Origin of the sequence: Actinokineospora baliensis (genome assembly GCF_016907695.1) — a bacterium.
GTDB classification, from domain to species: domain Bacteria; phylum Actinomycetota; class Actinomycetes; order Mycobacteriales; family Pseudonocardiaceae; genus Actinokineospora; species Actinokineospora baliensis.
In genome coordinates this window covers 196,033-221,277 of sequence record NZ_JAFBCK010000001.1, presented here as the reverse complement: position 1 = coordinate 221,277, position 25,245 = coordinate 196,033, and the positions used below count along the sequence as shown (strand labels likewise).

Genomic DNA, 25,245 nt, shown 5'->3' with positions numbered 1-25,245 from the left:
GGTGAACGACTGGCGTCGAAATCACGTCCAGCGGCCGGTGCCAAACGTATCTTGGCCGGCTCGCAGAACCGCGCGCAGCTCCATCCGCCGGACCTTGCCCGTGCCCGTGCGCGGAATCTGCTCCCACGCGAGAACCACCGGTTCGGCCAACGCGGGCAGGTCGCGCGAGGCACTCCGCCAGGCCTGCGGGTCCAAGACCCCGTCGCGGGTCACCACGACCGGCTGCGGCAGCCTGCCCGGGGTGCCCAGCACGACGCACTCGACGACGTTGGGGACGCGTTCCTCCAGGACGTCCTCCAGTTCCACGCAGCTCTGCCCGGGCAGCACGTCCACCTCCCGGTCCAGCATCAGGTACGACCCCCAGCGGGTCCGCACCCCGATGTCGCCGGTGTTCCACCACTGCCCGTCGGTCTTGGCCAGCCAGCGCTCGCGCTCCCCGAGGTAGTCGACGCACTGGGTGGGGGTCTTGGCCAGCACCAGGCCCGGCGTACCGCGCGGGACCGGCGCGAAGGAATGCGGGTCGACCACGCGCAGGCGGGTCCGGCCGGGGGCCGGGCGGCCGAGGTTGCGGGTGGTGGGGTGCCGCGCGTCGCGGCGGGACAGCGAGCGGCGGGTGAGGAAGCGGAAGGTGAGCGGACCGGTTTCGCTCTGGCCCCACACCTGGACCCACAGCGGGCGCTTGCGGGTGCCGTTCAGGAAGGCGCGCAGCGTCGGGGGGTGCACGGCGTCGAAGGTGCTGATGAAGACGCGGATGTCGCGGAAGGGGTGGTCGGGGCGCTCCAGCAGCGGTCGCCAGCGGACGAACGTGGACGGCAGGGCCTCCAGGGTCGTCGGCGGGTGGGCGCGCAGCAGGGGTTCGGCGTCGTCGGCCGAGTCGGCGATCAGGATCTCGCGCGGCGCCAACCACAGCGCGCTGATCGTCCACGGCACCGCGCGGCCGTGGCTGAACGCGATCGCCGAGCAGACCGTGTCGCGCTTGCGGGCCGACACGACCGGCAGCCGGGTGCACTCGCCGCCCGCCAAGCCCAGCACCAGCGTGCTGTTGGTGTGCACCACCAGCTTCGGCACCCCGGTGGTCCCCGAGGTGTGCACGATCAGCAGCGGCTCGTCGTCGTCGCGGGAGACCGGCGCGGGCGGCTCGTGGCCGGTCAGCCGCTCCAGGTTGAGGGTGTCCGGGTAGCGGCCCTCCAGCGTGACCGTGCGCGCCGCCCGCGAGATCAGCGTGATGCCGTGCGCGCGAGCGGTGTCGAGAACCGCGCGGGTGGTGATCAGCAGCGCGGGCTCCAGCCGCTCGAGCATGACCTCCAGGGTGTGCGGCGCCAGTTGGTCCGACAGCAGCGCGGGCACCGCCCCGACCCGGACCGCGGCGCACGCCAGCAGCACGTAGTCCCAGTGGTTGCGCTTGACGATCGCCACCCGATCACCCGGCCGGACCCCGGCGGTGTGCAGCCACCCGGCGGCGTTGCGCACCAGGGCGGCCAGCGCGGGCACGTCGTAGGTGGTGCCGAAGTCCGGCGCGATGTCCAGCGGCCTGGCCAGCCGGACCGTGGTGCGGGTCTTGCGGTCGACGAGTTCGTCGAACAGCGTGCCGAGATCACGCGGCTTGCTCATCGCCGCCCTTCCGACCGACCACCGTGATCATCACCTGGGACAGCCAGCGCACCTCGGGATCGGCGAGATCGGCCAGCGCGGCGTCCACCTCGGCCTCCGACACCAGGCCGCGGCCCACCATCGCCGGGCGCAGGTGCTCCAGCCACAGCGCGAACCACCGCCCCTGCGGCGTGCCACCGGTCACCACCTCGGCCCGCCCCTCGGCGCGCACGTCCACCAACCCGGCCGCCACCGCGAGGTCGACATCGAGCAGGCCGCAGCGCGGGTGGTACCCGGACTCGGCCATCACCGTGTACGCCGCGTCGCGCACCCGGGGCCGCAGCACACCGTCCGCGGTCGCCAGGGTCGTCGCCGTGTCGGTGTCCTCGAGCACCAGGTGCCCGCCGGGGCGCAACGCCGCGACCATCCGCCGCACCGCGTCCCTGCGGTTCGCCAGGTGCTGCACCACGAGCCGGGCGTGCACGACGTGGTACCCCGTGCCCGGCACCCCGTCGCGCAGGACATCGGCTTCGTGCAAGGAGATCCCGTGCTGACGCAGCCACAACGCGCGCGAGATGTCGATGTCCACCGCGGTGACCGCGGCGCCCTGCTCGGCCAGCCAGCCCGCGATCGACCCGTGCCCGACACCGACCTCCAGGCAGCGCGTCCCGGGGCCGATCCCCAGCGCCGCGAGCCTGCTCGTCGTGCCCGGGTCCCAGAGGAGCTCGCCGAGTGCGAGCCGTTCCTGCTCCCTGGCGAAGGAGGTGCCGAAGACGTAGCTGATGGCCGGGCGGCCGAAGACGGCGGGCTCAGCCACGGGCCACCGCCGGGGAGTCCGCTGTGGACAGGCGTTCGGCGACCAGTTCGGCGGAGCGGACCGCGGCCTCGCTGCTGGGGCGCAACGCGTACCAGTCGCCCGCGTACTCGACGGCGGCGGGCGGGCGCTCGGCGAACTCGGCGCGGGCGGCGAGCGCGGCGGCGGTCGGCATCGGCAGGCCGTGCTCGAACCGGCTGACCACGGTGTCGCGCAACGCGTGCGCGAGACCGGGCAGGTACTGCTCGGCGTGCGCGACCAGGGTCCGGCTGATCTCGTCGTCGCTGGCCCCGATCAGCTCCGGCACCGCGCCGGGGCTGACCACCAGGCTGACCATGCCCCGCCCGGCGGGCACCCGGCCGAGGTGCTTGCGGTCGTCGAACACCACCCCGGCCAGGACGTCGTTCTCCACCTCGGGCACGGCCAGCGCGAACGACCCCGGCAGCGCGTCCAGCGGCCGCGACAGCGGGCAGACCACCTTGATCATCGACCGGTACCGGCACAGCCGCACGTACTCCGGCGCACCGGGGTGCAGGTCGGCGGCGACCGGTGCGGGCACGGCGAGCACGACGGTCCGCGCGGTCAGCGGGGTGCGGTCGGCGACCAGCCGCGCACCGGTCCCGGTGGTGGCCACCTCGCGGACCGGGACGCCCGTGCTGACCTCGACCTCCTCGGCCAGCCTGCGCGCCACGGCGTCCATGCCGTCGCGGTAGGTGCGGAAGGTCTTGGTCGCGCCGACCGCCAGCAGGTGGCTGACGAACGGACCCGCGCACGCTTCGGCGGTGTCCCAACCGAAGTAGCCGCCCGCCAGCGGCTGCAGCAGGTAGTCGTGCAGGTCGCCCTTGGCGATCTCGGCGATGGTGCGGGTGCCCAGCGGGGTGGCCTCCGGCGCGTCGACGTCGTAGGCCTTGCGCCGCGCCGCCGCACCGCCGAGCAGGGCGATCAGGTCGAGCCTCGCGGCGACGCCGAGCCCGGCGCCGGTGAGCAGCGCGCGCGGGTCGCCGACGTGCCGGTGCGCGCGGTCGTCGCGCCACATGGCCAGGTCCGCGCCGATCAGCGGCACGTCGTCGCGGCTGATCCGCAGGTCGTCGAGGAGCCGCCAGGTGGCCGGGTAGCCGGTGCTGCCGATCATCTCGGCGCCGGTGTCGGCGAGGTACCCGCCGCGGCGCAGGGTGCGCATGCGGCCGCCGACGTCCTCGGCCGACTCGAAGACGTGCACGGACCTGCCCTGCGCGCGCAGGCGGTACGCGGCGGCCAGGCCCGCGATCCCGGCTCCGACGACGGCGACATCCAGATCTGGGCTCACGAACCGGCTCCAACCAGGAGGATCAGGTTGACCGCGATCAGCGTCGCGGTGGTGGTGCGGTGGGCGCGCAGGCCGAGCGACCGGGCGGCGAGCAGGTCGCCGAGGCCGACGCCGCGGCGCAACTGCGCGACCCGCACGCCCATGGCGGGCAGCATGGCCAGCCCGAACCACCACGGCGCCGGGCCGAGCCCGGCCGAGGTGACCACGAGCGCCACCTCGGCGACGGTCAGCGCGGCGATGAACGCCTTGTTCCCCAACGGGCTCAGCACCGCGGCCACCGTGGGTCGACCCACCGCGGCGTCGCCGTCGGCGTCGCGGGTGTTGGAGTACACGCCGAACAGCAGCGGACCCAGTCCGAAGAGGACGGCTTGGACGGCGCCGAACCCGGTGATCCCGCCGGTGGTCAACCCGGCGCCGACGAGCACGAGGCCGGTGCCGAAGCCCGCGAGGAACACCTCCTGCCAGCCGCGGTAGCTGATCTTGAGGCCCCACGAGTACTGGACGGCGGACACCAGGCACAGCGCGGCGACCAGAGCGGTCCACAGTGGAGCGAAGGGGGCGACCGCGAAGGCCAGCACCCACAGCGCGGCGCCGGCGCCGACGGCCAGCCAGCCGAACCGGATGGCCTCCGCCTCGCTCAACTCCCCGGTGAGCAACGGCTTCCTGGCCAGCTTGCGGGCAGGGGCGTTCTGGCCGTAGTTGGCCGCGTCGCTGCCGTCGCGGTAGCCGGTCACGTCGTCGAAGGCCACCGAACCGGCGACCACGCAGACCGTGCCCAGGCCGAAGACCAGCAGCGGCACCAGCGCCGACGGGCCGAACCCGACCAGCGACCAGGCCAGCGGCAGCGCCAGGTAGTAGTCCCAGACGTCGAGCTTGGCGAGCCGGGCGTACGCGCCCAGCCGCACGCGCGCGGCGGCCGGGGCGAGCGGCCCTTGGGACAGGGGCATGGTCATCGGGGACTCCCGGGGAAGTCGCAGACCGCGTCGGCGATGTGTTCGACCTGGGCGTCGGTCAGGTGCGGGTAGATGGGCAGGGCGAGCGTGCGGGCGCTGGCCAGTTCCGCGTGCGGCCAGTACTGACCGGGGCGGGCGTAGGGCGCGAACGCGGGCTGGGCGGGCAACGGGGCCGGGTAGTAGACGTGGCTGCCGACACCGCGGGTGGCCAGGTGCCGCTTGAGGTCGTCGCGGCGCTCGGCCAGCAGCGAGTACACGTAGAAGCAGCGCCCGTCGCGCCCCGGCGGCGGGGGCTGCACGCCGCGCTCGACCAGCGGGGCGAACCGCTCGGTGTAGTAGTCGGCGATCTCGGCGCGACGGCGCAACCGCGCGGCGAGACCGGGCAGCCGGTGCAGCTGGAAGTCGGCCATCACCTCGTCGAACCGGCTGTTGTGGCCGACCACGTGGTGCACGAACCGGGTGTGCCCGTCCTGGCCGTGGTTGCGCAGCATCCGCACCATCCGGCCCAGCTCCGCGTCGTCGGTGACCACCGCGCCGCCCTCGCCGATCGACCCGAAGGTCTTGACCTGCACGAACGAGAACACCCCCGCGTCGCCCCAGCGGCCAGCCTGCAGACCGGCGAGCTCACCGCCCTGGGCCACCGCGGAGTCCTCGACCAGCCGCACCCCGTGCCGGATCGCCAGCTCGCGCATCGTGGGCATGTCGGCCATCACCGAGAACATGTGCGCGGGCATGATCGCCGCGGTCCGGCCCGAGATCGCCGACTCGACCTCGTAGGGCTCCACGACCATCGTCCACGGGTGCACGTCGGCGAACACCGGCGTCGCCCCGACCGAGATCACCGACGACGCCAGCGGCGCGCACCCGAACGCGGGCACCACCACCTCGTCCCCGGCACCGACCCCCATCGCCCGCAGCACCAGCGTCAGCGCCGTGGTCCCGCTGCCGCAGGCGACCACGTCCGCCGCGCCCAACTGCAACCGCAGCGCCTGCTCGAATGCCGCCGTCCGGTCGCCCAGGATGAACCGCTGCCCGGCGCCGGTCCCGATCCGGTACACCGTCTCCAGCAGCACATCCCGGTCGTGGTCGAACAGGTCCGGCGGGAAGAACGGCAGCGTCACGCGCCACCCCCGCCGTAGAAGGCGCGCACCAGCGAGCAGACCCGGTCCACCTGGGCCTCGGTGAGGTCCGGGTAGAGGGGTAGCGCCACGGCGTTCGCGCAGGCGGCCTCGGCGTGCGGGAACTGGCCCCTGCGGTACCCGAGGTGGGCGAAGCAGGGCTGCAGGTGCAGCGGCACCGGGTAGTACGTCTCGGTGCCGACCGAGTTGGCCGCCAGGTACGCAGCGAGCGCGTCGCGGTGGTCGACCTCGACCAGGTAGACGTAGAACACCGCGGTCGTGTCCACCTCCCGCTCCACCACCGTCGGCAGGCGGCGGACACCGGGGCACCCGCGCAGGCCCTCGCTGTAGAGCGCTGCGAGGTGCGCCCGGCGGGCGATGTCGGCGTCGAGCGTGGCCAGCTTCGCGAGCAGGACAGCGGCCTGGACGTCGTCCATCTTGCTGTTGAGGCCGGGCAGCGTGGTCTCGGTGGCGATGCCGGGGAAGTTGTCCAGGGTGTGCCCGAACCGGCCGTGGTGGCGCAGCGCGGCGGCGGTCTCGGCGATCCTGGCGTCGTCGGTGATCACCGCGCCCGCGTCGCCCAGCGCGCCGAGGGTCTTGGTGGGGAAGAACGAGAGCACCCCGCCCGCGCCGTGCAGGCCCGCGTGCGTGCCGTCCCAGCGCATCCCGATGGCCTCCGCGCTGTCCTCCACCACCGTCAGCGCGTGCCGCTGGGCGAAGGCGACCACCGAGCCGAGGTCGGCGAGCTGGCAGAACAGGTGCACCGGCATGACCATCCTGGTCGCCACGGTGACCGCGGCGGTGCCGGTGTCGATGCCGTAGGTCACCGGGTCGATGTCGGCGAAGGTCGGTGTCCCGCCCGCGAGTACCACCGACGAGGCTGAGGCCACGAAGCTGAACGCGGGCACCACCACCTCGTCGCCCGGTTGCAGCCCGGCGGCGCGCAGCAGCAGCACCAGTGCGTCGGTGCCCGAGTTGACCCCGACCACGTGCCCGGCGCCCAGGTACTCGGCCAGCGCTTCCTCGAACCGGCCGACCAGCGGCCCGTGCGAGTACTTGCCGCGGTCGAGCACCGCCTCGAGGTTGTCCTTGATCGACGGCCACAGCGCGGTGAACGACGCCGCCTGGGTGAAGAAGGGGACCGCGGCCGCGGTCCCCCGATCCGCGACTACCGCGGCGTGCTCCATGCCTGTCCCCGCTGCTTGTCCCGCACTCGCTTGTCCCGTACCGCTCTCGCCCGCGGCGCTCCACTGGCGACTCGACGCCCGCCCCAGGCCCGGCATCGGGTCCAAACTAGGCGGTCGACATCCATTGCGCGGCAACACAAACAAAAGATCACACGGTCGTGTGGCGGTCCGGGGTCCGCGTTGACACACCCACCGGGGGGACACCAGGGTTGGCGCGTTCCAGGAGCCAGGAGGAGGCACGCCACCCATGCTGGGCACGCTCGTGGTCGGGCTCGGCCGGGCAGGCGCAGGCCTGCACCTGCCGGTGTTGCGCAAACTCGGGCACGGCGGCGGCAGGCCGTTCGGCCGCCCGCCGATCACCGTGTACGACCCGAGGCGCAGGCTCGCCGAGGGGGAGGCGGGCGACCTCGGCGACGTCGCCGTCGCGCACTCGCTGGCGCACGCGGCCACCCTGCTGGACCCGGAGCGGACCGTGGTGCACCTGTGCACCGGGCCCAGCGCCCGGCTGCGGCCGCTGACCGAACTGGCCGACCTGGGGTTCCGCCGGTTCCTGGTGGAGAAGCCGCTGGCCGCCGACGAGGTGGAGCTGCGGGAGATCCTGCGGCTGTGCGACCACGGCGGCCTCGACCTGCTGCCGGTCACCCAGTGGCGCAGCAGCGAGTTGACCGCGCGGATCCGGGGCGTGCTCACCGGCGGGCGGTTGGGGCAGCTCAGGTCGATCGAGGTCACCCAGTCCAAGCCGCGCTTCGCCAGGACGCTGGCCGGTGACGACCACCCGAGCGCGTTCGACGTAGAGGTGCCGCACTCGCTCGCGGTGGCGCTGCTGCTCGCCGGTCGGGGCGAGGTCGTCGGCGCGGGCTGCACGGACATGCTGCTCGGCGACGCGGTGTTCCCCGCGCTGGGCAGCGCTTGGCTGCGGCTGCGGCACGCCGACGGGGTGCACACCGACATCCGCGCCGACCTGACCTCGCCGGTGCGCGAGCGGCGGATCACCCTGGAGCTCGACGGCGGGACCCTGGTCGGGCACTACCCGATCAGCGCCGCGGACGAGTACGCGCAACTGTCGGTGCGCACCAGGGGCGGCAAGGTCGACTCGGTCTTCCGCGACGACTCGCTGGCGGCGTTCCTGACCGCCGCCTACCGGCACTTCGACGGGGCGGAGCGGATCGCCGACGAGCCCGCCACCGGCGCCGCCGTCGTGGCGGTGCTGTCGGAGGCCAAGCGGCAGGCCGGGTTGCGCGCGCCGGTGGGGGCGCAGCGGTGACCGTGCTGGCCGGGATCGGCGACGAGGCCGGGGCGGGCCTCGCCGAGCAGGTGGCGGCGATCGCCGCGCTGGGCTGGTCGGCCATCGAGCTGCGCACCGTGGACGGGGTGGCGCTGGCGGAGCTGAGCGAGGCGGCGTTCGACCGGGTCGCGGGGACGTTGGCGGAGCTGGGGTTGCGCACGGTCTGCGTCGACTCGCGCATCGGCGACTGGTCCACCGCGATCACGCGCGACTTCGGTCTCGACCTGGAGGAGTTGCGGGTACTCGCCGACCGCTGCGGGCGACTGGGCACCCGGTACGTGCGGGTGATGTCCTACCCCAACGACGGCCTGCACCCCGACGAGTGGGAACACCGGGCGCTGCGCCGGATGCGCGAGCTCGCGGCGCGCGCCGAGCAGGCGGACCTGGTGCTGCTGCACGAGAACTGCGCGGGGTGGGCCGGGTCGGACGCCATGCGCGCGGTGCGGATGCTGGAGGAGGCCGACAGCCCGGCGCTGCGGCTGCTGTTCGACACCGGCAACGGCATCGCCTACGGCTACCCCGCCGTGGACTACCTGCGGCCGCTGGTCGAGCACATCGCGCACGTGCACATCAAGGACGGGGTAGCCACCCCTAATGGTCCTGAGTGGACACTTCCTGGCGAGGGCAACGCCGATGTGGCCGGGTGCCTCGCGATGCTCACCGAGTTCGGCTACCAGGGCGCGCTGTCGATCGAGCCGCACCTGGCGCTGCGACCGCACGAGCGCGACAGCGGCGCGGGCACGGCGGACGGGTTCATCGCGGCGGGCCGGGCGCTGGAGGCCCTGCTGGCCCCGGCGAGCCGGTGACGTGACCGCGTTCACCGACGCCGACGCGGCCCTGCTGCTGCGGCTGATCAACCTGCCGACGGCGGGTCCGCTGGAGGGCGTCGAACCCGGACTGCTGTGGGAGGCGCAGTACCTCTACGCCGACGCCGCCCGCGACTTCGTGGTCGAGCACCACGCCCCGGCGGAGATGTCCGAATTGGACCTCCCGGGTGTTCCCGAGGTGGTCCGCGCCGCTGCCCAGTCCCCGAGTTTCCTCGCTGGGCAGCCGAACCTGGTGCTCCGGTTCGGTCCGCGCGACGCCCCGACCGTCATGTTCAACGTGCACCTGGACACCGTCGCCGGGCACGAGCCCAGCCGCTACGACGGGACCGCCATCCACGGCCGGGGCGCGGTGGACGCGAAAGGGCCCGCCGTGGCGCTGCTGGCCGGGGTCCGCGAGGCCCGACGGCTGGATCCCCGGGTGGGCACCGAGATCGGCGTGCTCATCCAGGCCGTGTCCGGCGAAGAGGGCGGCGCGATGGGCACCTTCGGCACCCGCCCACTGGTCAGGGCCGGGTACTACGGCGCGTTGAACATCTTCTGCGAACCCACCGGCGGCCGGTACCTACCCAGGTCCACGGCATCGGCGACCGCGCGAGTGCGGGTCACCGGAACCGGCTCGATCGACGACCGCCCCGGCGACGGCCACAACGCGACGGTGCTGCTCGGGTTCCTGGCGCAGCACCTGGCCACGCGGCTGGCGGGCGAGCGGGCGTGCATCGCCGGACTGCACACCGGAACCAGCCACAACCGCGTCTACGGAACCGGCGATCTCCTGGTCAACCTCGCCTACGCCGATGGCGGTGCGGCGCTGACCGAGGCGCTGGACCTGGCCGTCGCCGACGGGATCGCCCGGTTCGGCGAGACCTTCGCCCAGGTCCCGGAGCTGGCCAGAACCGCGGCTGACGCCCACCGGGTGACCACAGTGGACTGGCTCAAACGGGGCCTGCCCGCGCTCTCCGGTGCGAATCCGTGGGTGGACGCGGTCATGGCCGCCGCGGGTGTGCCCGAGTGGCCGCCCTCCGAGCCCGCCTTCACCTGCGACGCGATCTGGATGGCCGGTGTTCCCGGTGCCGCGACGGCCGTGCTGGGCCCCGGGGACCTGGCCGCCAACAACGCCCACGCCGAGGGGGAGTTCGTCGCCATCGCGGACCTGGCCGCGTTCGCCGACCAGGTTTCCCGAGTGCTGTGCGCCTTCGCCGATTCGCCACGAACCACTCCGTCAACCGCCCCACCGACCAGAACGGCAAGACGATGACCGAGCTGGCCCCCGCCCCCACCAGCCTCCCCGGAGCTCGATCCGCCTCCCGCCAGACCGCTGGGACGGTCCGCGTTGATCACGACGACCTGCTCCGGTTCACCGCCGAGGTCTTCACCGCGCACGGGATCCCGCCGGAGCGGGCAAAGGCCGCCGCGACCGCGCTGTGCCACGGCGACATCACCGGTACGACCTCCCACGGCCTGGTGAACCTGACCCGGATCTACCTGCCGCTGCTGACCTCTGGCCGCGCTCGAGCCGATGCCGAGCCGAGGGTGCTGGCGGACCGGGGTGCCACGGTCCTGCTCGACGGGCAGGGCGCGCTCGGGTTGTGGCTGGCCGGTGAGGCGATGGACCTGGCTGTGCGCCGGGCGGCGGAGTACGGGATCGGGCTGGTGTCGGTGCGTGGTGGCACGCACTTCGGTTGCGCGGGCCCACATGCGTTGCGGGCGGTGGAGCACGACATGGTCGGTGTGGTCGCTTCGAACTGCGGGCACCAGCGGATTGCGCGCCCGCCGGGTGGGCGGGTGCCGATGCTGGGCACGAACCCGCTCAGCGTGGCCGCGCCCGCTGGGGAGAACCCGCCGTTCCTCCTGGACATGAGCACGACGACGGTCCCCACGGGCAAGGTGCGGGCGGCCGCGCGCGCCGGGGACGAGGTCCCCGAGGGCTGGCTGGCCGACGACGCGGGGGCGGCGGTGACCGACCCGACCAGGTTCGACGGCGGCGAGGCGCACCTGACCTGGCTCGGCGGCTCGGGATCGGCGCAGTACAAGGGGTTCGGGTTGGCGCTGATGGTCGAGGTGCTGGCCGCGCTGGTGCCGGGCGCGGGGTTGGGGCCGTCGCAGGCGGCGCTGGCGGTCGACGGGGCGCCGGACGACAACATCGGTTACCTCGTGCTGGCCATCGCCCCGGCCGCGCTGCGCCAACCGGGGATCTACCAGCGTGAAGCCGGATCCCTGTTCGGGGCGCTGCTGGCCTGCCCGCCGGTGGAGCCGGGCGGCGAGGTGTCGTATCCGGGGGTGCCTGAGTCGCGGCAGGCGGAGCGGTCCCGCCGCGACGGGGTTCCGCTGGGGGACGGGCTGTTCACCGAGCTGTCCGCGCTGGCCGGGCGGCTGGGTGTGGCACCGCCGGCGGTGTGCTGATGCGCATCGGTGTGATCGGCCTCGGCGTGATCTCCCGGTACTACCTGGCCGCGCTCGGCGAGGGCGGTCCGCTGCGCTTGGCGGCGGTGTGCGACGTGCGCCCGGAAGCGCTGGCGCCCTACCGCGACGAGGTCCCGTGCTGGCGCGACCACCGGGACATGATCGCCGCGGGTGGCCTCGACGGGGTCGTGGTGACCGTGCCCAACGACCAGCACGCGCCGGTGTGCGCCGACCTGCTGGACGCCGGTTTGCCGGTGTGCGTGGAGAAACCCCTGGCCACCCGCCTGCGCGACGGCCTCGCGCTCGCCGACCTGGCGGCCACCAGGGGCGCGGTGCTGTTCACCTCGTTCCACCGCCGCTACAACGCCCGGGTCCGCGCCCTCCTGGACAACCTCCCCCGCGGCGTTCCGGTGGAGTCCGTGCGGGTCCGCTACCTGGAGCGCATCGAGGACCACGTCGGCGACGACCGCTGGTACCTGGACCCGACCCGGTGCGGCGGTGGGTGCGTGGCGGACAACGGCCCCAACGCCTTCGACCTGGCCAGGATGTTCCTCGGCGATCTCACGGTGTCTGATGTGGACATAACGAGGGACTCGATTGGCGTCGACCGCGCCGCGGTGGTCGAGCTGACCGCCGGGTCCGGCGCCACGGCCACCGTCGAACTCGACTGGGACCACCAGGGCGAGACCAAGGACGTCGAGGTCCGCCTGGCCGACGGAGCGGTGCACCACGCCGACATGTTGGCCGGGTTCGCCGGGTTCAAGCAGTCCCTGTGGCACGAGTACGGCGGGGTCCTGCGGGCTTTCACGCTGGCCATCCACACCGGTGGCGCCGACCGCGACGGCCTGGCCGCGCTCGCGCTGGTCGACGCCGCCTACCGGGCCGAGCAGTGGTCGCGGCCCGCACTCATCGGGGAGACGACATGATCGAGGACGGCAGCAAGCGGACCGTGTCCGGGGTGCTGGTGAAGGTGCTGGTGCACCGGCGCGAGGACCGCGGGATGCGGCTGGAGGAGTTCGCCAGCCGCTGCGTGCGGCAGGGGGAGGTGCACGAGCTGGTCACCACCGACCACGGCGTCGGCGACGGCAGCATCGACCGGGTCGGCTTCCTCGGGTTCGCCGAGATCCGCAGCGGCGGGGTGATCGACCGGGGGGACGAGGTGCGGATCGGGGGCCAGGTGGTCGGCACCGTGCTCGGGTTCGACGCCTGCCACTTCCCCAACCACTACAACATCCTGATCAGCCGGGAGGCGCCGGTGACCGGGGAGCAGATCGCGCTCTCGCCGGAGTCGACCGTCCAATTCGTCCAGTCCGCCCCGTGAAGCGCGCGGTTGTCGCGGGCGGCAGCGTCGCCGGGCTGCTCGCGGCCAGGGTGTTGCGGGACTGGGCCGACGAGGTCGTGGTGGTCGAGCCGGACCCGCTGCCGCCCGAGCCGGTGACCAGGCCGGGGACGACGCACGCCGAGCAGTTCCACGTCCTGCTGGGGTTGGGCCAGGAACTGCTGGTGCACTGGTTCCCGGGGCTGCTCGACGCCATGGTCGGGGCCGGGGTGGTGGTGTGCACGCCGGGGCGCGACGGGCGGATGTTCGTCGACGGGCAGCCCAGGCCGGTGGTCGCCGGTGACGTGCTGGTGCCGTTCTACCGACCGCTGCTGGACTGGCACATCCGCGAGTCGGTGCTGCCCTCGGTGCGGCTGCTCCCCGACCGCGTGGTGGGACTGGTTGGCGGGTCTCGGGTCGAGGGCGTGCGGTTGGCTTCTGGGTCCGTTGTGGACGGCGTAGACCTGGTCGTCGACGCCACCGGCCGGGGCAGCCGGTTGGGCACGTGGCTGGCCGACCAGGGGTACCCCGGCCCGCCGCGCACCCGGATCGAGCTGGACCTGGGCTACGCCACCGCGCTCTACCGCCGCACCCCCGACCAGCGCTTGGACGACCTGCTCGCGGTGCACTCGCTGCGCTCGCCCGCCTCCGCCCGACCCGGTGTCAGCTGCGTCGCCCCGCTGGGCCCGGACCGCTGGATGTGCACCATCTCCGGCTACGCCGACGACCGCCCCACCCGCGACCCCGACGAGTTCACCGCCCGCTGCCTGCTCGAACCCGCCGACGCCTTCGCCACCCTGGCCCGCACCTGCGAGCCGGTCGGCCCGGTGCGCACCCACCGGTTCCCGCACAGCCTCCGCCGCGACTTCCACCTGGTCGCCGACTTCCCCGAGGGCCTGGTCCCGGTCGGCGACGCCGTGGCCTCCTTCAACCCGATCTACGGCCAGGGCGTCCCGTCCGCCGCACTGCACGCCTCGGCCCTGGCGGCCTGGCTCGGCACCGGCGAACCCACCGCGGCGTACTTCCGCCGCCTCAAGGTGGTCGTCGACGCCGCGTGGCAGACCAGCACCACCGAAGACCTGCGCCTGCCGCACGTCACCGCCGCCCGCCCGCTCAGCTTCCCCTTCCAGCGGGCCATCTCCACCGCCATCGACCACGCCGCCATGACCGACCCCCTGGTGGCCCAGCGGTTCGCCGAGGTCATCAACATGCGCATCCGCCCGGTCGACATGCTCACCCCGGCCGTCCTCGGCCGCACCCTGCTCGCCGCGTTGCGCAAGCCGTGAGGGTCACAGCCGTTCGACGTTGTCGCCGTCCATGGTGCCGCGGGTGTCGAGGACCGCTTTGGCGGTACGGGCCACCTGGGCCAGGTCGTAGTCGCGGTGGGCCTGCAGGAGGATGACGAGGTCGACCGAGGTGTCCACAGTGGATGATCTGGGGACCGGGTTGCCGTCGACGGTGAAGGCGGGGCTGTGGGGGTCGTGGTAGGTCACGTGGGCGCCGAGGGCGCGGAGTTGGCGGACGACGCCGGTGGCGGGGGACTGGCGCAGGTCGGCGACATCGGCTTTGTAGGTCACGCCGAGGAGTAGGACGCGGGCGCCGAAGACGCGGCCGCCGTCGCGGGTGAGGATGTCGCGGGCGCGGCGCACGACGTAACCGGGCATGCCGGTGTTGACCTCGTGCGCGGTGGTGACCATCGAGCACGGCAGGCCCTCGGCGCGCGCCCGGTTGGCCAGGTACCTGGGGTCGACCGGGATGCAGTGGCCGCCGACACCGGGACCGGGGGAGAAGGGCTGGAAGCCGAAGGGTTTGGTGGCCGAGCAGCGCAGCACGTCCCACACGTCGATGCCGAGCCGGTCGCAGAACACCGCGAGCTCGTTGACCAGGGCGATGTTGACCAGGCGGTAGCTGTTCTCCAGCAGCTTCGCCGTTTCCGCCTCGCGCAGCCCCGCCGCGACCACCACCGAGTCGACCAGCACCTCGTAGAACGCCGCGCACCGCTTGGCGCACACCGGGGTCAGCCCCGCGACCACCTTGGGCGTGTTCTCCAGCGCGTACTCGCCGTTGCCCGGGTCGATCCGCTCCGGGGAGTAGCCCAGGTTGAAGTCCACCCCGGCCACCAAGCCGCCGGATTCCAGCAGCGGCAGTAGGACCTCTTCCGTCGTGCCGGGGTAGCTCGTGGATTCCAGCACCACCAGGCTCCCCGGCCGCAGCCGCGCCCCGACCGCGCTGCCCGCCGCCATGACCGCGCGCAGGTCCGGTTCGCCGTCGACCAACCCGGTCGGCACGCAGATCACCACGGTGTCCGCAGTGGACACAGCGGCGAAGTCGGTCGTCGCGGTGAACCCGGCGGCGAGCATCCCGGTGATCGCCGCCGGGCTGGTGTCCTGCACGTGCGAGCGCCCCGCGGTCAGGCCCGCGACCACCTCGGCGTCGGTATCGATGCCGACCACGGCCAGTCCCGCGGCCGCGGCGCGCCTGGCCAGCGGCAGTCCGACGTAGCCGAGCCCGACCACCACGAGGTCCGCAGACACGGGATCGCTGTTCCTTCCTCCGGTGGGGCCGGTGTTAGACGCGGAAGCTGCCCACCGGGCTGACGTGCGTGCCGTTGCCGGGGGCGAGCTGGTGCACCGGGAAGATCGGGAAGACGCACAGCGGGTCGTGGTAGATGGTTACCACCCGGTCGGTCTGGTTGATCAGCACGTGCGAGGCCAGCGGCAGCGTGTAGCACCCGCTCGGCGCGCGGTAGACGGTGACCGGCTTGAACTCGAACTGGAACACCACGACCTGGTCCGGCTGGGGCGGTGGCTCGTCGGCCGCCGCGGTCGGTGCGAGCGCGAGGGTGGTCAGCGCCGCGCAGGACAGGGTGGTCGAGACCGAGCGGGCGAACCGCATCGCGGGGTCCTTCCTGGGTGATCGGGTGCGTGCTGCCCATGCTGGTCATTTCCCCACCCACCCGCAGTCGCCGATTCGGGTACGGGTTTTCACCTCATTGATAAGTGGCGCGTGACCGCCGGTGTCCTTAGCGTCCGCTAGGTCATGGTGGACGGCGAAGGGCAAGGTGGAGATGACCCGCTACGACTGGGTGCGGTCACACCCCGGCATCGACTGCGTCGTGGCGGGCGCCGAACCCGTGCTCGCGCTGGCGAGCGCGCACCCGATCTACCGGCGGATCAGCACCCCGGCCGAGGTCGCGGTGTTCATGTCGCACCACGTGTTCGCCGTGTGGGACCACATGTCCCTGCTCAAGAGCCTGCAGAACGAGCTGACCTGCGTGCGCGTGCCCTGGGTGCCGACCGGGGCGCCGATCTCCCGCAGGCTGGTCAACGACATCGTGCTGCTGGAGGAGAGCGACGCGTTCGGCGAGGGGTTCGTCAGCCACTACGAGCTGTACCGGCACGCGATGACCGAAGCGGGGGCGGACACGCTCGCCATCGACACCTTCCTCGACCTGCTGCGCGCGGGTTCCTCGGTACCGGACGCGCTCACCGACGCCGTCGTCCCCGCACCGTCGGCCGACTACGTCCGGTCCACTTGGGAACTGGTCAGCCGGGCCCCGGTGCACTGCCAGGCGGCCGCGTTCGCCTTCGGCCGCGACGACCTGCTGCCGGGGATGTTCACCAGGGTCCCGCGCGACCACGAACCGCTGTCGCTGCTGCGCGCCTACCTGCGCAGGCACCTGGAGGTCGACGCCGAGCACCACCTGCCGATGGCGATGCAGCTGGTGGCCGACCTCTGTGGACCGGACGAGGCGAAGTGGGCCGAATGCGTGACCACGGTGGTGGGTGTGCTGCGCGCGCGGATCCGGTTGTGGGACGGCATCGTCGCGGCGATGGACCGGCAGCCGGCCACCGCGTGACTACCGGTGTCCCGATCGGAGGATGCCGAATACCCCCGATTTGGGGACGCTTGAAGCCGACCGGGTCGTTCCAGCGTTGCTAGTGTCGCTTTCGCGGGGCCGGAAATCCACTGTGGCCGGTGCCCCGCGCAGAGAAGGCCCAGGCACACGAAGGAGCAAGGTCGTGACCGCTAGCGTCCAGGACAGCAGGCTGAAGCGTCGTTTCGAGCTCTGGGACAACAACGGGGACGGGACGATCGACCGGTCCGACTACGAGAGCGAGGCGCGCCGGATCCTGCAGGGCTTCGGCGAGCAGGAGAACTCGCCGAAGGGCCGGGCGCTGCTCTCGGCGTACTCGACCATGTGGGAGACCCTGGCCGACAAGGCCGGGTCCGGTCCGCAGGGCCAGGTCACCCTCGAGCAGTTCATCCAGATCACCGAGCGCGAGATCGTCCAGGCTGGCGACGCGGGCTTCGACCGCAACCTGCGCCCCTCGATCGAGGCCATCGTCGACATCGCCGACACCGACGGCGACGGCGAGGTCAGCTCCGCGGAGTTCAAGCGCTGGATGCGCGCCGCCGGCGTCGACGAGCGCCAGGCCGAGCAGTCCTTCCAGCAGCTCGACACCAACCACAGCGGCACCTTGTCGGTCGAGGAACTCGTCGACGCGGTCCGCGACTACCACCAGGGCAAGCACGACATCTCGCTGCTGGGTAACTAGGCTTTGCCGGAACCCCTGTCCGCGGCGAAACGCGGGCAGGGGTTCCTCGTTGTCATGAGTCTAGTGTGGACTGCTTGGTCGGATCCGGGCTCCGGCACGAGCTCGGGTGTCCACTGGGGAGGGTCAGGGGCGGTGGTCGCCGATGGCCCAGAGGTACTGCACGGCGTAGGCGCGCCACGGCCGCCAGGCGGCGGCGTGCGCGGTGAGGGCGGTCGGGGTGTGCGGCAGGCCGAGGGTGCGGGCGGCCGCGCGCACGGTCAGGTCGCCGGGCAGGAACGCGTCCGGGTCGCCGAGCGCGCGCATCGCGATCGTTTCCACCGTCCAGGAACCGAACCCGGGCATGGTGCCCAACCGCGCCCGAGCCCGTTCCCGATCGGCACCCACCCCCAGGTCGAGCGCGCCGTTGGCGAGCGCGGTCACCAGGGCGACGATGGTGTCGCGCCTGGCGCGGGGCAGTGCGTAGCGGTCCGGGTCGAGCTCGGCCAGCGCGGCGGGCGTCGGGAACAGGTGGGTCAGCCCACCGGCCGGGTCGAGCACCGGGTCGCCGTTGTCCTGAACCAGGCGGACCAGGTGTGCCTTCGCCGCGGCTAAGGACACCTGCTGCCCCAGCACGGCGCGCACGGCCAGCTCCGCACCGTCGACGGTGCGCGGCACCCGGCGGCCGGGGTCGCGGCGGACCGAGGGGGCCAGCACCGGGTCGGCGGCGAGCAGGTCGTCCACCGCGATCGGGTCGGCGTCGAGGTCGAGCAGCCTGCGGCAGCGGCTGATCGCGCGCGCCAGGTCCCGCAGGTCGGTCAGCGCGAGCTGGCAGGCGATGTGGTCGGTGGTCGGGCGCAGGGTGGCGATCCCGGTGCCGTGCGGCAGCCGCAGGGTGCGCCGGTAGGCGCCGTCGCGCAGCTCCTCGACACCGGGGATGGCGGTGGCGGCCAGGTAGCCGAACAGGTTGTCCGGGCACAGCGGCTGGCGGAACGGCAGGCGCAGCGAGATCACCCCGGGGCTGGCGACCTGTCTGCCCGCCCGCAGCCGCAGCTCCGTCGGCGGCAGCGCGAACACCTCGCGCACGGTGTCGTTGAAGGTGCGGATGCTGCCGAACCCGGCCGCCGCGGCGACCTCGCTCATCGGCAGCGCCGTCGTCTCGATCAGCAGCCGGGCGGTCTGCGCGCGCTGCGCCCTGGCCAGCGCGAGCGGTCCGGCGCCGAACTCGGCGAGCAGTTGGCGCTCCACCTGGCGGACGCTGTAGCCGAGCCGGGCGGCCAGGCCGGGCACGCCTGCGCGGTCGACGACGCCGTCGGCGATCAGCCGCATGGCGCGCGCGGCGAGGTCGGCCCGCTCGTTCCACTGCGGCGACCCGGGGCTGGCGTCGGGGCGGCAGCGCTTGCACGCCCGGTACCCCGCCTGCTGCGCCGCGGCGGCACTCGGGAAGAAGGTCATGTTCTCGGCTTTGGGCGGCATCCCGGGACAGCTTGGTCTGCAGTAGATGCGGGTGGTCCTGACGGCGGTGTAGAACCAGCCGTCGAAGCGCGCGTCCCTGGACCGCACCGCACGTACGCAGCGGTCGAAATCCTCATGCACCCGGACAGGATGATGGTCGGCCGTACAGCGTCATTGGCGGTAAAACGACTTGACAGTCCAGAAAGCAGTCGCGTCGCAATCCGGCCAGCCGTTGTCGGTCCCCCCTGCTTGTATGCCCCCATGACAACTTCCCAACAGGACCGAGCGGCCGCCTTCGCCGCACTGCACACCGCTGGCACACCGTTGTTGCTGGCCAACGCCTGGGACGTGGCCAGCGCGGCGGTGTCAGTGGCAGCGGGCATCTCGGCTGTCGCGACCACCAGCGCGGGGGTCGCCTGGGGCCTGGGTGCCCCGGACGGCGACGCGCTGGAGCGCGGCGCGGCGGTGGACCTGATCGCCCGCGTGGTGTCCGCGGTGGACGTGCCGGTCACCGCCGACATCGAATCCGGTTTCGGCGCCACGGCCGACGGTGTCGCCGAGACGGTGCGCGGTGTGCTCGCCGCGGGCGCGGTCGGCGTCAACGTCGAAGACACCCATGACGGTGGGCTGCGGTCCACCGCGGAGCAGTCGGACCGGTTGGCCGCCGCGCGGTCGGCGGCGGATGCGGCCGGGATCGCCCTGTTCATCAACGCCAGGACAGACACCTACCTGCGCGGGGTGGGCGCCGACGGGTCCACCCGGTTCACCGAGACCGTCGAGCGGGCGCACGCGTACCTGGCCGCGGGCGCGTCCGGGATCTTCATCCCCGGTCTGACCGACCTGGACGTGCTGGCCCGCCTGGTGCGCGAGATCCCGGCCCCGGTCAACGCGATGGTGTACCCGGGCGCGCCGACGGTCGGCGAGCTCGTGCCCACCGGGGTGGCCAGGATCAGCCTGGGCGCCGCCATCGCCCAGTCCGCGTACGCCTTGGTGCGCCGGGCGACCGCGGAACTGCTGGAGCGGGGGACCTACGAGTCAGTCGCCGACGCCCTGTCCTGGGGTGAGCTCAATTCCCTGCTCGTGCGCGGCAAGTCCGTCGAGTAGGCAGGTGAGGCCGTAGGTGTAGACGTCGACGCTGGGGGTCGCGGTGTCCGAATTGGTCTCTTCCCGGTCGAGCCCGGCGCGGTCGTCCTCGGTGGCGATGCTCTGCCAGGCGTGGGTCACCAGCAGGGTGTAGACCACTTCGGCGTCGGCGAAGCCCGCCGCGCGCAGGACGTCGTGCCCGCGCTCGGCCACCTCGTGCAGGGCGGGCACCCGCTCGCCCCGCACGGCCAGCCTGCGCGCCGCACCGGGGTAGCGGCGCAGCACCGGCCTCGCGTCGGTCAGCAGGCGTTCGAACCACTCGCGCCACGGCAGGTCGGGCGGCACCGGTAACTGGGCGACGACCTGGTCCAGCACGGCGGCCACGACGGCCTCGCGGTCGCCGACGTGGTGGTAGATGACCGCCGGGTAGGCGCGGATCTCGCCTGCGAGCTGCCGCAGCGTCCAGTCCGCCAGGCCGTGCCGCTCGGTCAGCGCCACCGCGGCGGCCACGATCCGCGCCGGGGTGACGGCGCCCTGCCGCTTACCGCTGACTGATGCATACGTGGCCATACGTGCACAGTAATGGGTCGGTCATCACGCGTGGTCAGGAACCAATCGGGGTACTTGACCCGTTGAACCGGGTAAGGCACCTGGAGCAGGGAAGGAGCCCGAGATGCCACTGTTGAAGAAGCTCACCGCGCTGGCCGGGGCGGCCGCGGCGGCGACCAAGTACGCCAAGAAGAACCCCGAGAAGGTCAACCGGATGGCCGCCAAGGCCGGTCATTTCGTCAACCAGAAGACCAAGGGCAAGTACAGTCGCCAGATCGATACCGCGGTCCGGCGGGTGCACACGGCGACCACCAAGCCGCCGCGCTGAGCCGGGGCTGGGCCGCCCGGCGTGGGGCGGCCCAGCCCGATCAGCTCTCGGTCACCTTGCCCGCGTCGACCCGCAGCCGCCGGGTGGTGGCCACCGCGTCGAGCATCCGGCGGTCGTGGGTGACCAGCAGCAGGGTGCCCGGGTACTCGGCGAGCGCCGACTCCAACTGCTCGATCGCGGGCAGGTCGAGGTGGTTGGTCGGCTCGTCGAGCACCAGCAGGTTGACCCCGCGGGCCTGGAGCAGGGCCAGGGCCGCGCGGGTCCGCTCGCCAGGCGAGAGCGTGACCGCGGGCCGCGTGACGTGCGCCGCCCGCAGGCCGAACTTGGCCAGCAGCGTGCGCACCTCCGCGGTCGGGGTGTCCGGGACTTGGCGGCCGAACGCGTCGAGCAGCTCCTCGTCACCCAGGAACAGGCCGCGCGCCTGGTCGACCTCGCCGACGACCACACCGGGACCCAGGTACGCCGTGCCCGAGGTCAGCTCGGCGCGGCCGAGCAGCGCGGCCAGCAGCGTCGACTTCCCCGCGCCGTTCGCGCCGGTGATGGCGACCTTGTCCGCCCACCCGATCTCCAGGGTCACCGGGCCGAGCACGAACCCGCCCCTGGTGAGCACGGCGTCGGTCAACGCGGCGACCACCGCGCCACCCCGGGGGGCCGCGGCGATCTCCATCCGCAGCTCCCACTCCTTGCGCGGCTCCTCGACCACGTCAAGCCGCTCGATCATCCGCTCGGTCTGCCTGGCCTTCGCCGCCTGCTTCTCGGTCGACTCGGCGCGCAGCTTGCGGCCGATCTTGTCGTTGTCGGTGGCCTTGCGCCGGGCGTTGCGCACGCCCTTCTCCATCCAGTTGCGCTGCAACCGGGCCCTGGCCTCCAGCGACGACTTCGTGTCGGCGTAGTCCTCGTAGGCCTCGCGGGCGTGCCTGCGGGCCAGCTCGCGCTCCTCCAGGTACGCGGTGTACCCGCCGCCGTACTCGTGGATCTGCTGCTGGTGCAGGTCGAGCTCGAGCACGCTGGTGACGGTCCTGGTGAGGAACTCGCGGTCGTGGCTGACCACCACCGCGCCGGCGCGCAGCCCGGAGACGAAGTCCTCCAGCCTGGCCAGCCCGTCCAGGTCGAGGTCGTTGGTCGGCTCGTCGAGCAGGAACACGTCGTAGCGGCTCAGCAGCAGCGAGGCCAACCCGGCGCGCGCGGCCTGGCCACCGGAGAGCGACACCATCTCCTGCTCCAAGCGGATGTCGAGCCCGATGTCGGCGGCCGCGGCCTCCGCGCGCTCCTCGAAGTCCGCGCCCCCGAGCGCCAACCACCGCTCCAGCGCCACGGTGTACTCGTCCCCGTCACCGCCCGCCGCCAACCCCTCGGCGGCCGCGTCCATCACCCGCTGGGCCTCGGCCACCCCGGTCCGCCGGGCCAAGAACCCCGCCACCGTCTCCCCAGGACGCCGCTCCGGCTCCTGCGGCAAGTACCCCACCGTCGCCGTCGGCGGGTTGAGCCGGACCTCCCCCTCCTCAGCCACCAACAACCCGGCCAACGTCCGCAACAACGTCGACTTCCCAGCCCCGTTGACCCCGACGAGCCCGATGACGTCCCCCGGGGCCACAACCAGGTCCAGATCGGTGAACAACACCCGATCCCCGTGCCCCGCGGCCAACCCCTTGGCCACCAGTGTCGCGCTCATGACAGCTCCGCCGAGAGAATGGTGGACTGGGCATCGGCTCGGCGGGCGGAGGCGCGGTGCGGGCCGGGCTCGTGCGCTGCGGGCGAGGTTGTGGCGCGGGAATGGTGTTGGATCGACGCGTTCCTGTCTGTGGCGGCGCTCGGCCTGTGGCCGTTGGCGCCTGCGGGCCGATCTGTCAGGGCGGTGTAGCTCACCACGGTTCCGTGTGCCGCGGCGAGCTCTCCGGCCACCAGTGTCGCGCTCACGACAGCTCCGCCCGCAGGTTGGCCGCGACCTGGGCCACGGCTTGGCGGGCGGAGTCGAAGCGGGCCAGGCGGCGGAAGAAGCCGTGGATCATGCCCTGGTAGGTGACGCTGACGGCGGGGACGCCCGCTTCGGCCAGGGACAGGGCGTAGGACTCGCCGCTGGCGCGGAGGATGTCGTACTCGGCGGTGATCACCAGGGTGGGGGGCATGCCGGTGAGGTCGGCCGAGGTGGGGGACAGGTCGGGTTGGTCCCGGTCGACCCCGGCTGGGGCGTAGGCGTCCCAGCAGAAGGCCAGGCCCTGCTCCAGCAGTCCCGGGCTGTCCACATCGGACAGCGGGGCGGTGTGGTCGGTGATCGGGCAGATCAGCACCTGCGCGGCGAAGGGCTGGCCCCGGTCGCGCCAGCGGCGGGCGGCGGTGGTGGCCAGGTGCGCGCCAGCGGAGTCGCCCGCGATCGCGATCCGCGTGGTGTCGAGCCCGAGCGCCTCGCCCTCGCGGCGGATCCAGGCGATGGCGGCGTCGACGTCGTCGCTGGCGGCGGGGAACGGGTGCTCGGGGGCCAGCCGGTAGTCGACGGCGACCACGGCCGCCCCGGAGAGCGCGGCCAGGTAGCGGCACAGCGGGTCGTGGGTGTCCAGGTCGCCCATGGCCCAGCCGCCGCCGTGCAGGTAGAACACGACCGGTGCGCCGGGCGCGGGCCGGTAGATCCGCACCGGCACCCCGTAGGCGTCCACATCGGACACATCGGCCAGCGGCGTGCCCGGTCCCGCCTCGGCGAGCGTGCTCGCCACGAACCCGGCCCGCGCCGCGGGCAGCGTCTCGACCGTCAGCGGCGGCGGGACGCCACCGGCCTGGGCGACTGCGCGCACCTGGGGGTGCAGCGGCACGGCACACCTCCGAACACCGACACGGTCACCACCCCGGCGGCGGCACCGCGTCAATGATGTCCGACAGCGCCACCCAGTCGGGGACTGGCCTGTGCTCCGGCCCCAGCGGGCGCACCGGGAGCCGGTAGCGGTTGAGGTGCGGGTGCGGCTCGGGGTGACCGTCGACGATGCCGATGCCGATGAACCTGGCCCGGCCGCGCTGCAGGTCGACCATGTCGAAGGTGATCACCCAGCCCGGTGGCGGCCAGTCCATCGCGGCCTCCCCGAGGTCCCCCGAAATCGTCACAACCTCCGCATCGTCGGTCACTCGTTTGATGTAACCAGATGGGGCCAGACGGGCCCACCAATTTCGCTCACCGTTGGTAACCGATTTGCCGCTCATTGGGTGAAGAATTGCCGAAACCAACTTTCGTAGGGTGCCCGACCTGCGACTTAGCGAACTAGCGTCACGCCATCGCCCCGGCGGGCTTGCCCCGATCAGCGGTCGCTGATCTGGGTGAGACCCCGGGAACCCTGCGAGCAAGGAAGAGGACCATCCCCATGCGCAGCAGCACCACGAGAAAACAGGCGGTCGTCGCGTTGGGCGCCATCGGACTGGCCGCGGGCGCGGCCGTGGCGCTCACCCCGGCGGCCACCGCGGCACCAGAGGCGCTCGTCCCGGCCCTCCAGCGCGACCTCGGCCTCACCGCCGAGCAGGTGCACCAGCGGATCGCCGCGGAGAACGGCGCGCGGGCCCTGCTGCCCACCGCCCGCGACGCCGCGGGCGCGGCCTTCGGCGGGTCGTGGCTCGACGGCGGCACCCTCGTGGTCGGCGTGGCCGACCCGGGCAGAGCGGACGCCGTCCGCGCCACCGGTGCCCGTCCGGCCGTGGTGGCGCACAGCGCCGCGGACCTGGACGCGACCAAGGCCGCCATCGACGAGCAGGCAGGCGCGGGCGCGCCGACCGCCGTCACCGGTTGGTACGTCGACGCGCCGTCCAACTCGGTCGTCCTCACCGTGACCCGCGGCGCACAGGGTGCCGACGTCACGTCCTTCGTGGACAAGGCCAAGAGCGCCGGGGCGGTCCGCGTCGCCGAGACCACCGAAGCGCCCCAGCTGTTCGCCGGGTCGATCGTGGGCGGGAACGCCTACTACATCAACGGGTCCAGCCGGTGCTCGGTCGGGTTCTCGGTCGAAGGCGGGTTCGTCACCGCCGGTCACTGCGGCACCACCGGTTCCAGCGCGACCGGCGCGGACCAGAGCGCGCTCGGCACCTTCCGCGGTTCGTCCTTCCCCGGCAACGACTACGCCTGGGTCGCGTCGAACTCGTCGTGGACCCCGTCGCCGACGGTGAACGGCTACGGCAACGGGGACGTGACCGTCGGCGGCTCCTCCGAGGCCGGAGTCGGCCAGAGCGTCTGCCGGTCCGGGTCGACCACCGGGTGGCACTGCGGCACCATCCAGGCCACCAACGCCTCGGTGAACTACCCGCAGGGCACCGTGTCCGGCCTGACCCGCACCAACGCCTGCGCCGAGCCGGGTGACTCCGGCGGCTCGTGGGTCAGCGGCGACCAGGCCCAGGGCGTCACCTCGGGTGGGTCCGGCGACTGCTCTTCCGGTGGCACGACGTACTTCCAGCCGGTCAACGAGATCCTCTCGGTGTACGGGCTCACGCTCGTCACCGGCTGAGACGCGGGGCGGTGGAACAGAGGCC

Annotated in this window: 25 protein-coding genes; 12 read left to right on the top strand and 13 right to left on the bottom strand. The window is 73.0% G+C overall.

Annotated features, from left to right (window positions below):
• Positions 1-21: 21 nt before the first annotated feature.
• The 6 genes from JOD54_RS00665 to JOD54_RS00640 are packed head-to-tail and all read right to left on the bottom strand — an operon-like array spanning position 22 to position 6,968.
• Entirely contained in the window at positions 22-1,611 is a 1,590-nt protein-coding gene (locus JOD54_RS00665) for an AMP-binding protein (RefSeq protein ID WP_204448676.1), read from the bottom strand.
• The gene (locus JOD54_RS00660; RefSeq protein WP_204448675.1) at positions 1,595-2,407 is read right to left on the bottom strand and encodes a class I SAM-dependent methyltransferase; all 813 of its coding nucleotides are present in this window, start codon (positions 2,405-2,407) and stop codon (positions 1,595-1,597) included. Before JOD54_RS00660 ends, JOD54_RS00665 begins: the two co-directional genes overlap by 17 nt.
• Positions 2,400-3,710: a protoporphyrinogen/coproporphyrinogen oxidase gene (locus JOD54_RS00655; RefSeq protein ID WP_204448674.1), complete on the bottom strand. Its 1,311-nt coding sequence runs from the start codon at positions 3,708-3,710 to the stop codon at positions 2,400-2,402. The genes JOD54_RS00660 and JOD54_RS00655 overlap by 8 nt, the downstream gene beginning before the upstream one ends.
• Complete coding sequence (locus JOD54_RS00650) at positions 3,707-4,663, bottom strand: UbiA family prenyltransferase (RefSeq protein WP_204448673.1); 957 nt, start codon at positions 4,661-4,663, stop codon at positions 3,707-3,709. The genes JOD54_RS00655 and JOD54_RS00650 overlap by 4 nt, the downstream gene beginning before the upstream one ends.
• Positions 4,660-5,784: a DegT/DnrJ/EryC1/StrS family aminotransferase gene (locus JOD54_RS00645; protein WP_204448672.1), complete on the bottom strand. Its 1,125-nt coding sequence runs from the start codon at positions 5,782-5,784 to the stop codon at positions 4,660-4,662. The genes JOD54_RS00650 and JOD54_RS00645 overlap by 4 nt, the downstream gene beginning before the upstream one ends.
• Positions 5,781-6,968, bottom strand: a complete 1,188-nt coding sequence (locus tag JOD54_RS00640; protein WP_204448671.1) for a DegT/DnrJ/EryC1/StrS family aminotransferase — start codon at positions 6,966-6,968, stop codon at positions 5,781-5,783. Before JOD54_RS00640 ends, JOD54_RS00645 begins: the two co-directional genes overlap by 4 nt.
• 247 nt (positions 6,969-7,215) lie before the next feature.
• Between JOD54_RS00640 and JOD54_RS00635 the strand changes: the two genes are divergently transcribed.
• Genes JOD54_RS00635 through JOD54_RS00605 form a run of 7 tightly spaced genes read left to right on the top strand, consistent with a single transcriptional unit; the run spans position 7,216 to position 14,084 of the window.
• Positions 7,216-8,232 carry a Gfo/Idh/MocA family oxidoreductase gene (locus JOD54_RS00635; RefSeq protein WP_204448670.1) on the top strand — a complete coding sequence of 339 codons (1,017 nt, stop codon included), beginning with the start codon at positions 7,216-7,218 and terminating at the stop codon, positions 8,230-8,232.
• Complete coding sequence (locus JOD54_RS00630; RefSeq protein ID WP_204448669.1) at positions 8,229-9,059, top strand: sugar phosphate isomerase/epimerase family protein; 831 nt, start codon at positions 8,229-8,231, stop codon at positions 9,057-9,059. The genes JOD54_RS00635 and JOD54_RS00630 overlap by 4 nt, the downstream gene beginning before the upstream one ends.
• 1 nt (position 9,060) lies before the next feature.
• A complete protein-coding gene (locus tag JOD54_RS00625) occupies positions 9,061-10,335 on the top strand; it encodes a M20/M25/M40 family metallo-hydrolase (protein ID WP_204448668.1) in 1,275 nt (424 codons plus the stop codon).
• On the top strand, positions 10,332-11,480 hold the full coding sequence (locus tag JOD54_RS00620; RefSeq protein WP_204448667.1) for an Ldh family oxidoreductase: 1,149 nt from the start codon (positions 10,332-10,334) through the stop codon (positions 11,478-11,480). Before JOD54_RS00625 ends, JOD54_RS00620 begins: the two co-directional genes overlap by 4 nt.
• The gene (locus JOD54_RS00615) at positions 11,480-12,406 is read left to right on the top strand and encodes a Gfo/Idh/MocA family protein (protein WP_204448666.1); all 927 of its coding nucleotides are present in this window, start codon (positions 11,480-11,482) and stop codon (positions 12,404-12,406) included. Before JOD54_RS00620 ends, JOD54_RS00615 begins: the two co-directional genes overlap by 1 nt.
• Positions 12,403-12,801, top strand: coding sequence for a DUF6917 domain-containing protein (locus JOD54_RS00610; protein ID WP_204448665.1), 399 nt, complete (start codon positions 12,403-12,405; stop codon positions 12,799-12,801). The genes JOD54_RS00615 and JOD54_RS00610 overlap by 4 nt, the downstream gene beginning before the upstream one ends.
• Positions 12,798-14,084: an FAD-dependent monooxygenase family protein gene (locus JOD54_RS00605; protein WP_204448664.1), complete on the top strand. Its 1,287-nt coding sequence runs from the start codon at positions 12,798-12,800 to the stop codon at positions 14,082-14,084. The genes JOD54_RS00610 and JOD54_RS00605 overlap by 4 nt, the downstream gene beginning before the upstream one ends.
• 3 nt (positions 14,085-14,087) lie before the next feature.
• Here JOD54_RS00605 and JOD54_RS00600 read toward each other — a convergent pair whose 3' ends face one another.
• Positions 14,088-15,332 carry a nucleotide sugar dehydrogenase gene (locus JOD54_RS00600; protein ID WP_204448663.1) on the bottom strand — a complete coding sequence of 415 codons (1,245 nt, stop codon included), beginning with the start codon at positions 15,330-15,332 and terminating at the stop codon, positions 14,088-14,090.
• A gap of 34 nt (positions 15,333-15,366) precedes the next feature.
• Positions 15,367-15,693, bottom strand: coding sequence for a hypothetical protein (locus tag JOD54_RS00595; protein WP_239573235.1), 327 nt, complete (start codon positions 15,691-15,693; stop codon positions 15,367-15,369).
• Positions 15,694-15,865: 172 nt separating this feature from the next.
• Between JOD54_RS00595 and JOD54_RS00590 the strand changes: the two genes are divergently transcribed.
• Both JOD54_RS00590 and JOD54_RS00585 read left to right on the top strand, forming a co-directional pair.
• Positions 15,866-16,657, top strand: a complete 792-nt coding sequence (locus JOD54_RS00590) for a DUF3050 domain-containing protein (protein WP_239573234.1) — start codon at positions 15,866-15,868, stop codon at positions 16,655-16,657.
• Between the two features lie 163 nt (positions 16,658-16,820).
• On the top strand, positions 16,821-17,357 hold the full coding sequence (locus JOD54_RS00585; protein WP_204448662.1) for an EF-hand domain-containing protein: 537 nt from the start codon (positions 16,821-16,823) through the stop codon (positions 17,355-17,357).
• A gap of 123 nt (positions 17,358-17,480) precedes the next feature.
• On the opposite strand, the gene JOD54_RS00580 is transcribed toward JOD54_RS00585, so the two are convergent.
• On the bottom strand, positions 17,481-18,929 hold the full coding sequence (locus JOD54_RS00580; RefSeq protein ID WP_204448661.1) for an AlkA N-terminal domain-containing protein: 1,449 nt from the start codon (positions 18,927-18,929) through the stop codon (positions 17,481-17,483).
• Between the two features lie 120 nt (positions 18,930-19,049).
• On the opposite strand from JOD54_RS00580, the gene JOD54_RS00575 reads away from it, so the two are divergent.
• Positions 19,050-19,892 (top strand): isocitrate lyase/PEP mutase family protein, encoded by an 843-nt coding sequence (locus JOD54_RS00575; protein WP_204448660.1) that lies wholly within the window; start codon positions 19,050-19,052, stop codon positions 19,890-19,892.
• Here JOD54_RS00575 and JOD54_RS00570 read toward each other — a convergent pair.
• Positions 19,824-20,441 (bottom strand): TetR/AcrR family transcriptional regulator, encoded by a 618-nt coding sequence (locus JOD54_RS00570; protein WP_204448659.1) that lies wholly within the window; start codon positions 20,439-20,441, stop codon positions 19,824-19,826. The genes JOD54_RS00575 and JOD54_RS00570 overlap by 69 nt on opposite strands.
• A gap of 103 nt (positions 20,442-20,544) precedes the next feature.
• Between JOD54_RS00570 and JOD54_RS00565 the strand changes: the two genes are divergently transcribed.
• The gene (locus JOD54_RS00565) at positions 20,545-20,748 is read left to right on the top strand and encodes an antitoxin (protein WP_204448658.1); all 204 of its coding nucleotides are present in this window, start codon (positions 20,545-20,547) and stop codon (positions 20,746-20,748) included.
• 40 nt (positions 20,749-20,788) lie between these two features.
• Here JOD54_RS00565 and JOD54_RS00560 read toward each other — a convergent pair whose 3' ends face one another.
• From JOD54_RS00560 to JOD54_RS00550, 3 genes are all read right to left on the bottom strand, one after another.
• On the bottom strand, positions 20,789-22,420 hold the full coding sequence (locus JOD54_RS00560; RefSeq protein WP_204448657.1) for an ABC-F family ATP-binding cassette domain-containing protein: 1,632 nt from the start codon (positions 22,418-22,420) through the stop codon (positions 20,789-20,791).
• A 241-nt stretch (positions 22,421-22,661) separates the two neighbouring features.
• Positions 22,662-23,552, bottom strand: a complete 891-nt coding sequence (locus tag JOD54_RS00555) for an alpha/beta hydrolase (protein ID WP_204448656.1) — start codon at positions 23,550-23,552, stop codon at positions 22,662-22,664.
• Positions 23,553-23,577: 25 nt separating this feature from the next.
• Positions 23,578-23,859, bottom strand: coding sequence for a hypothetical protein (locus JOD54_RS00550; protein WP_204448655.1), 282 nt, complete (start codon positions 23,857-23,859; stop codon positions 23,578-23,580).
• 233 nt (positions 23,860-24,092) lie between these two features.
• On the opposite strand from JOD54_RS00550, the gene JOD54_RS00545 reads away from it, so the two are divergent.
• Complete coding sequence (locus tag JOD54_RS00545) at positions 24,093-25,220, top strand: S1 family peptidase (protein WP_204448654.1); 1,128 nt, start codon at positions 24,093-24,095, stop codon at positions 25,218-25,220.
• The last annotated feature ends 25 nt before the right edge of the window (positions 25,221-25,245 follow it).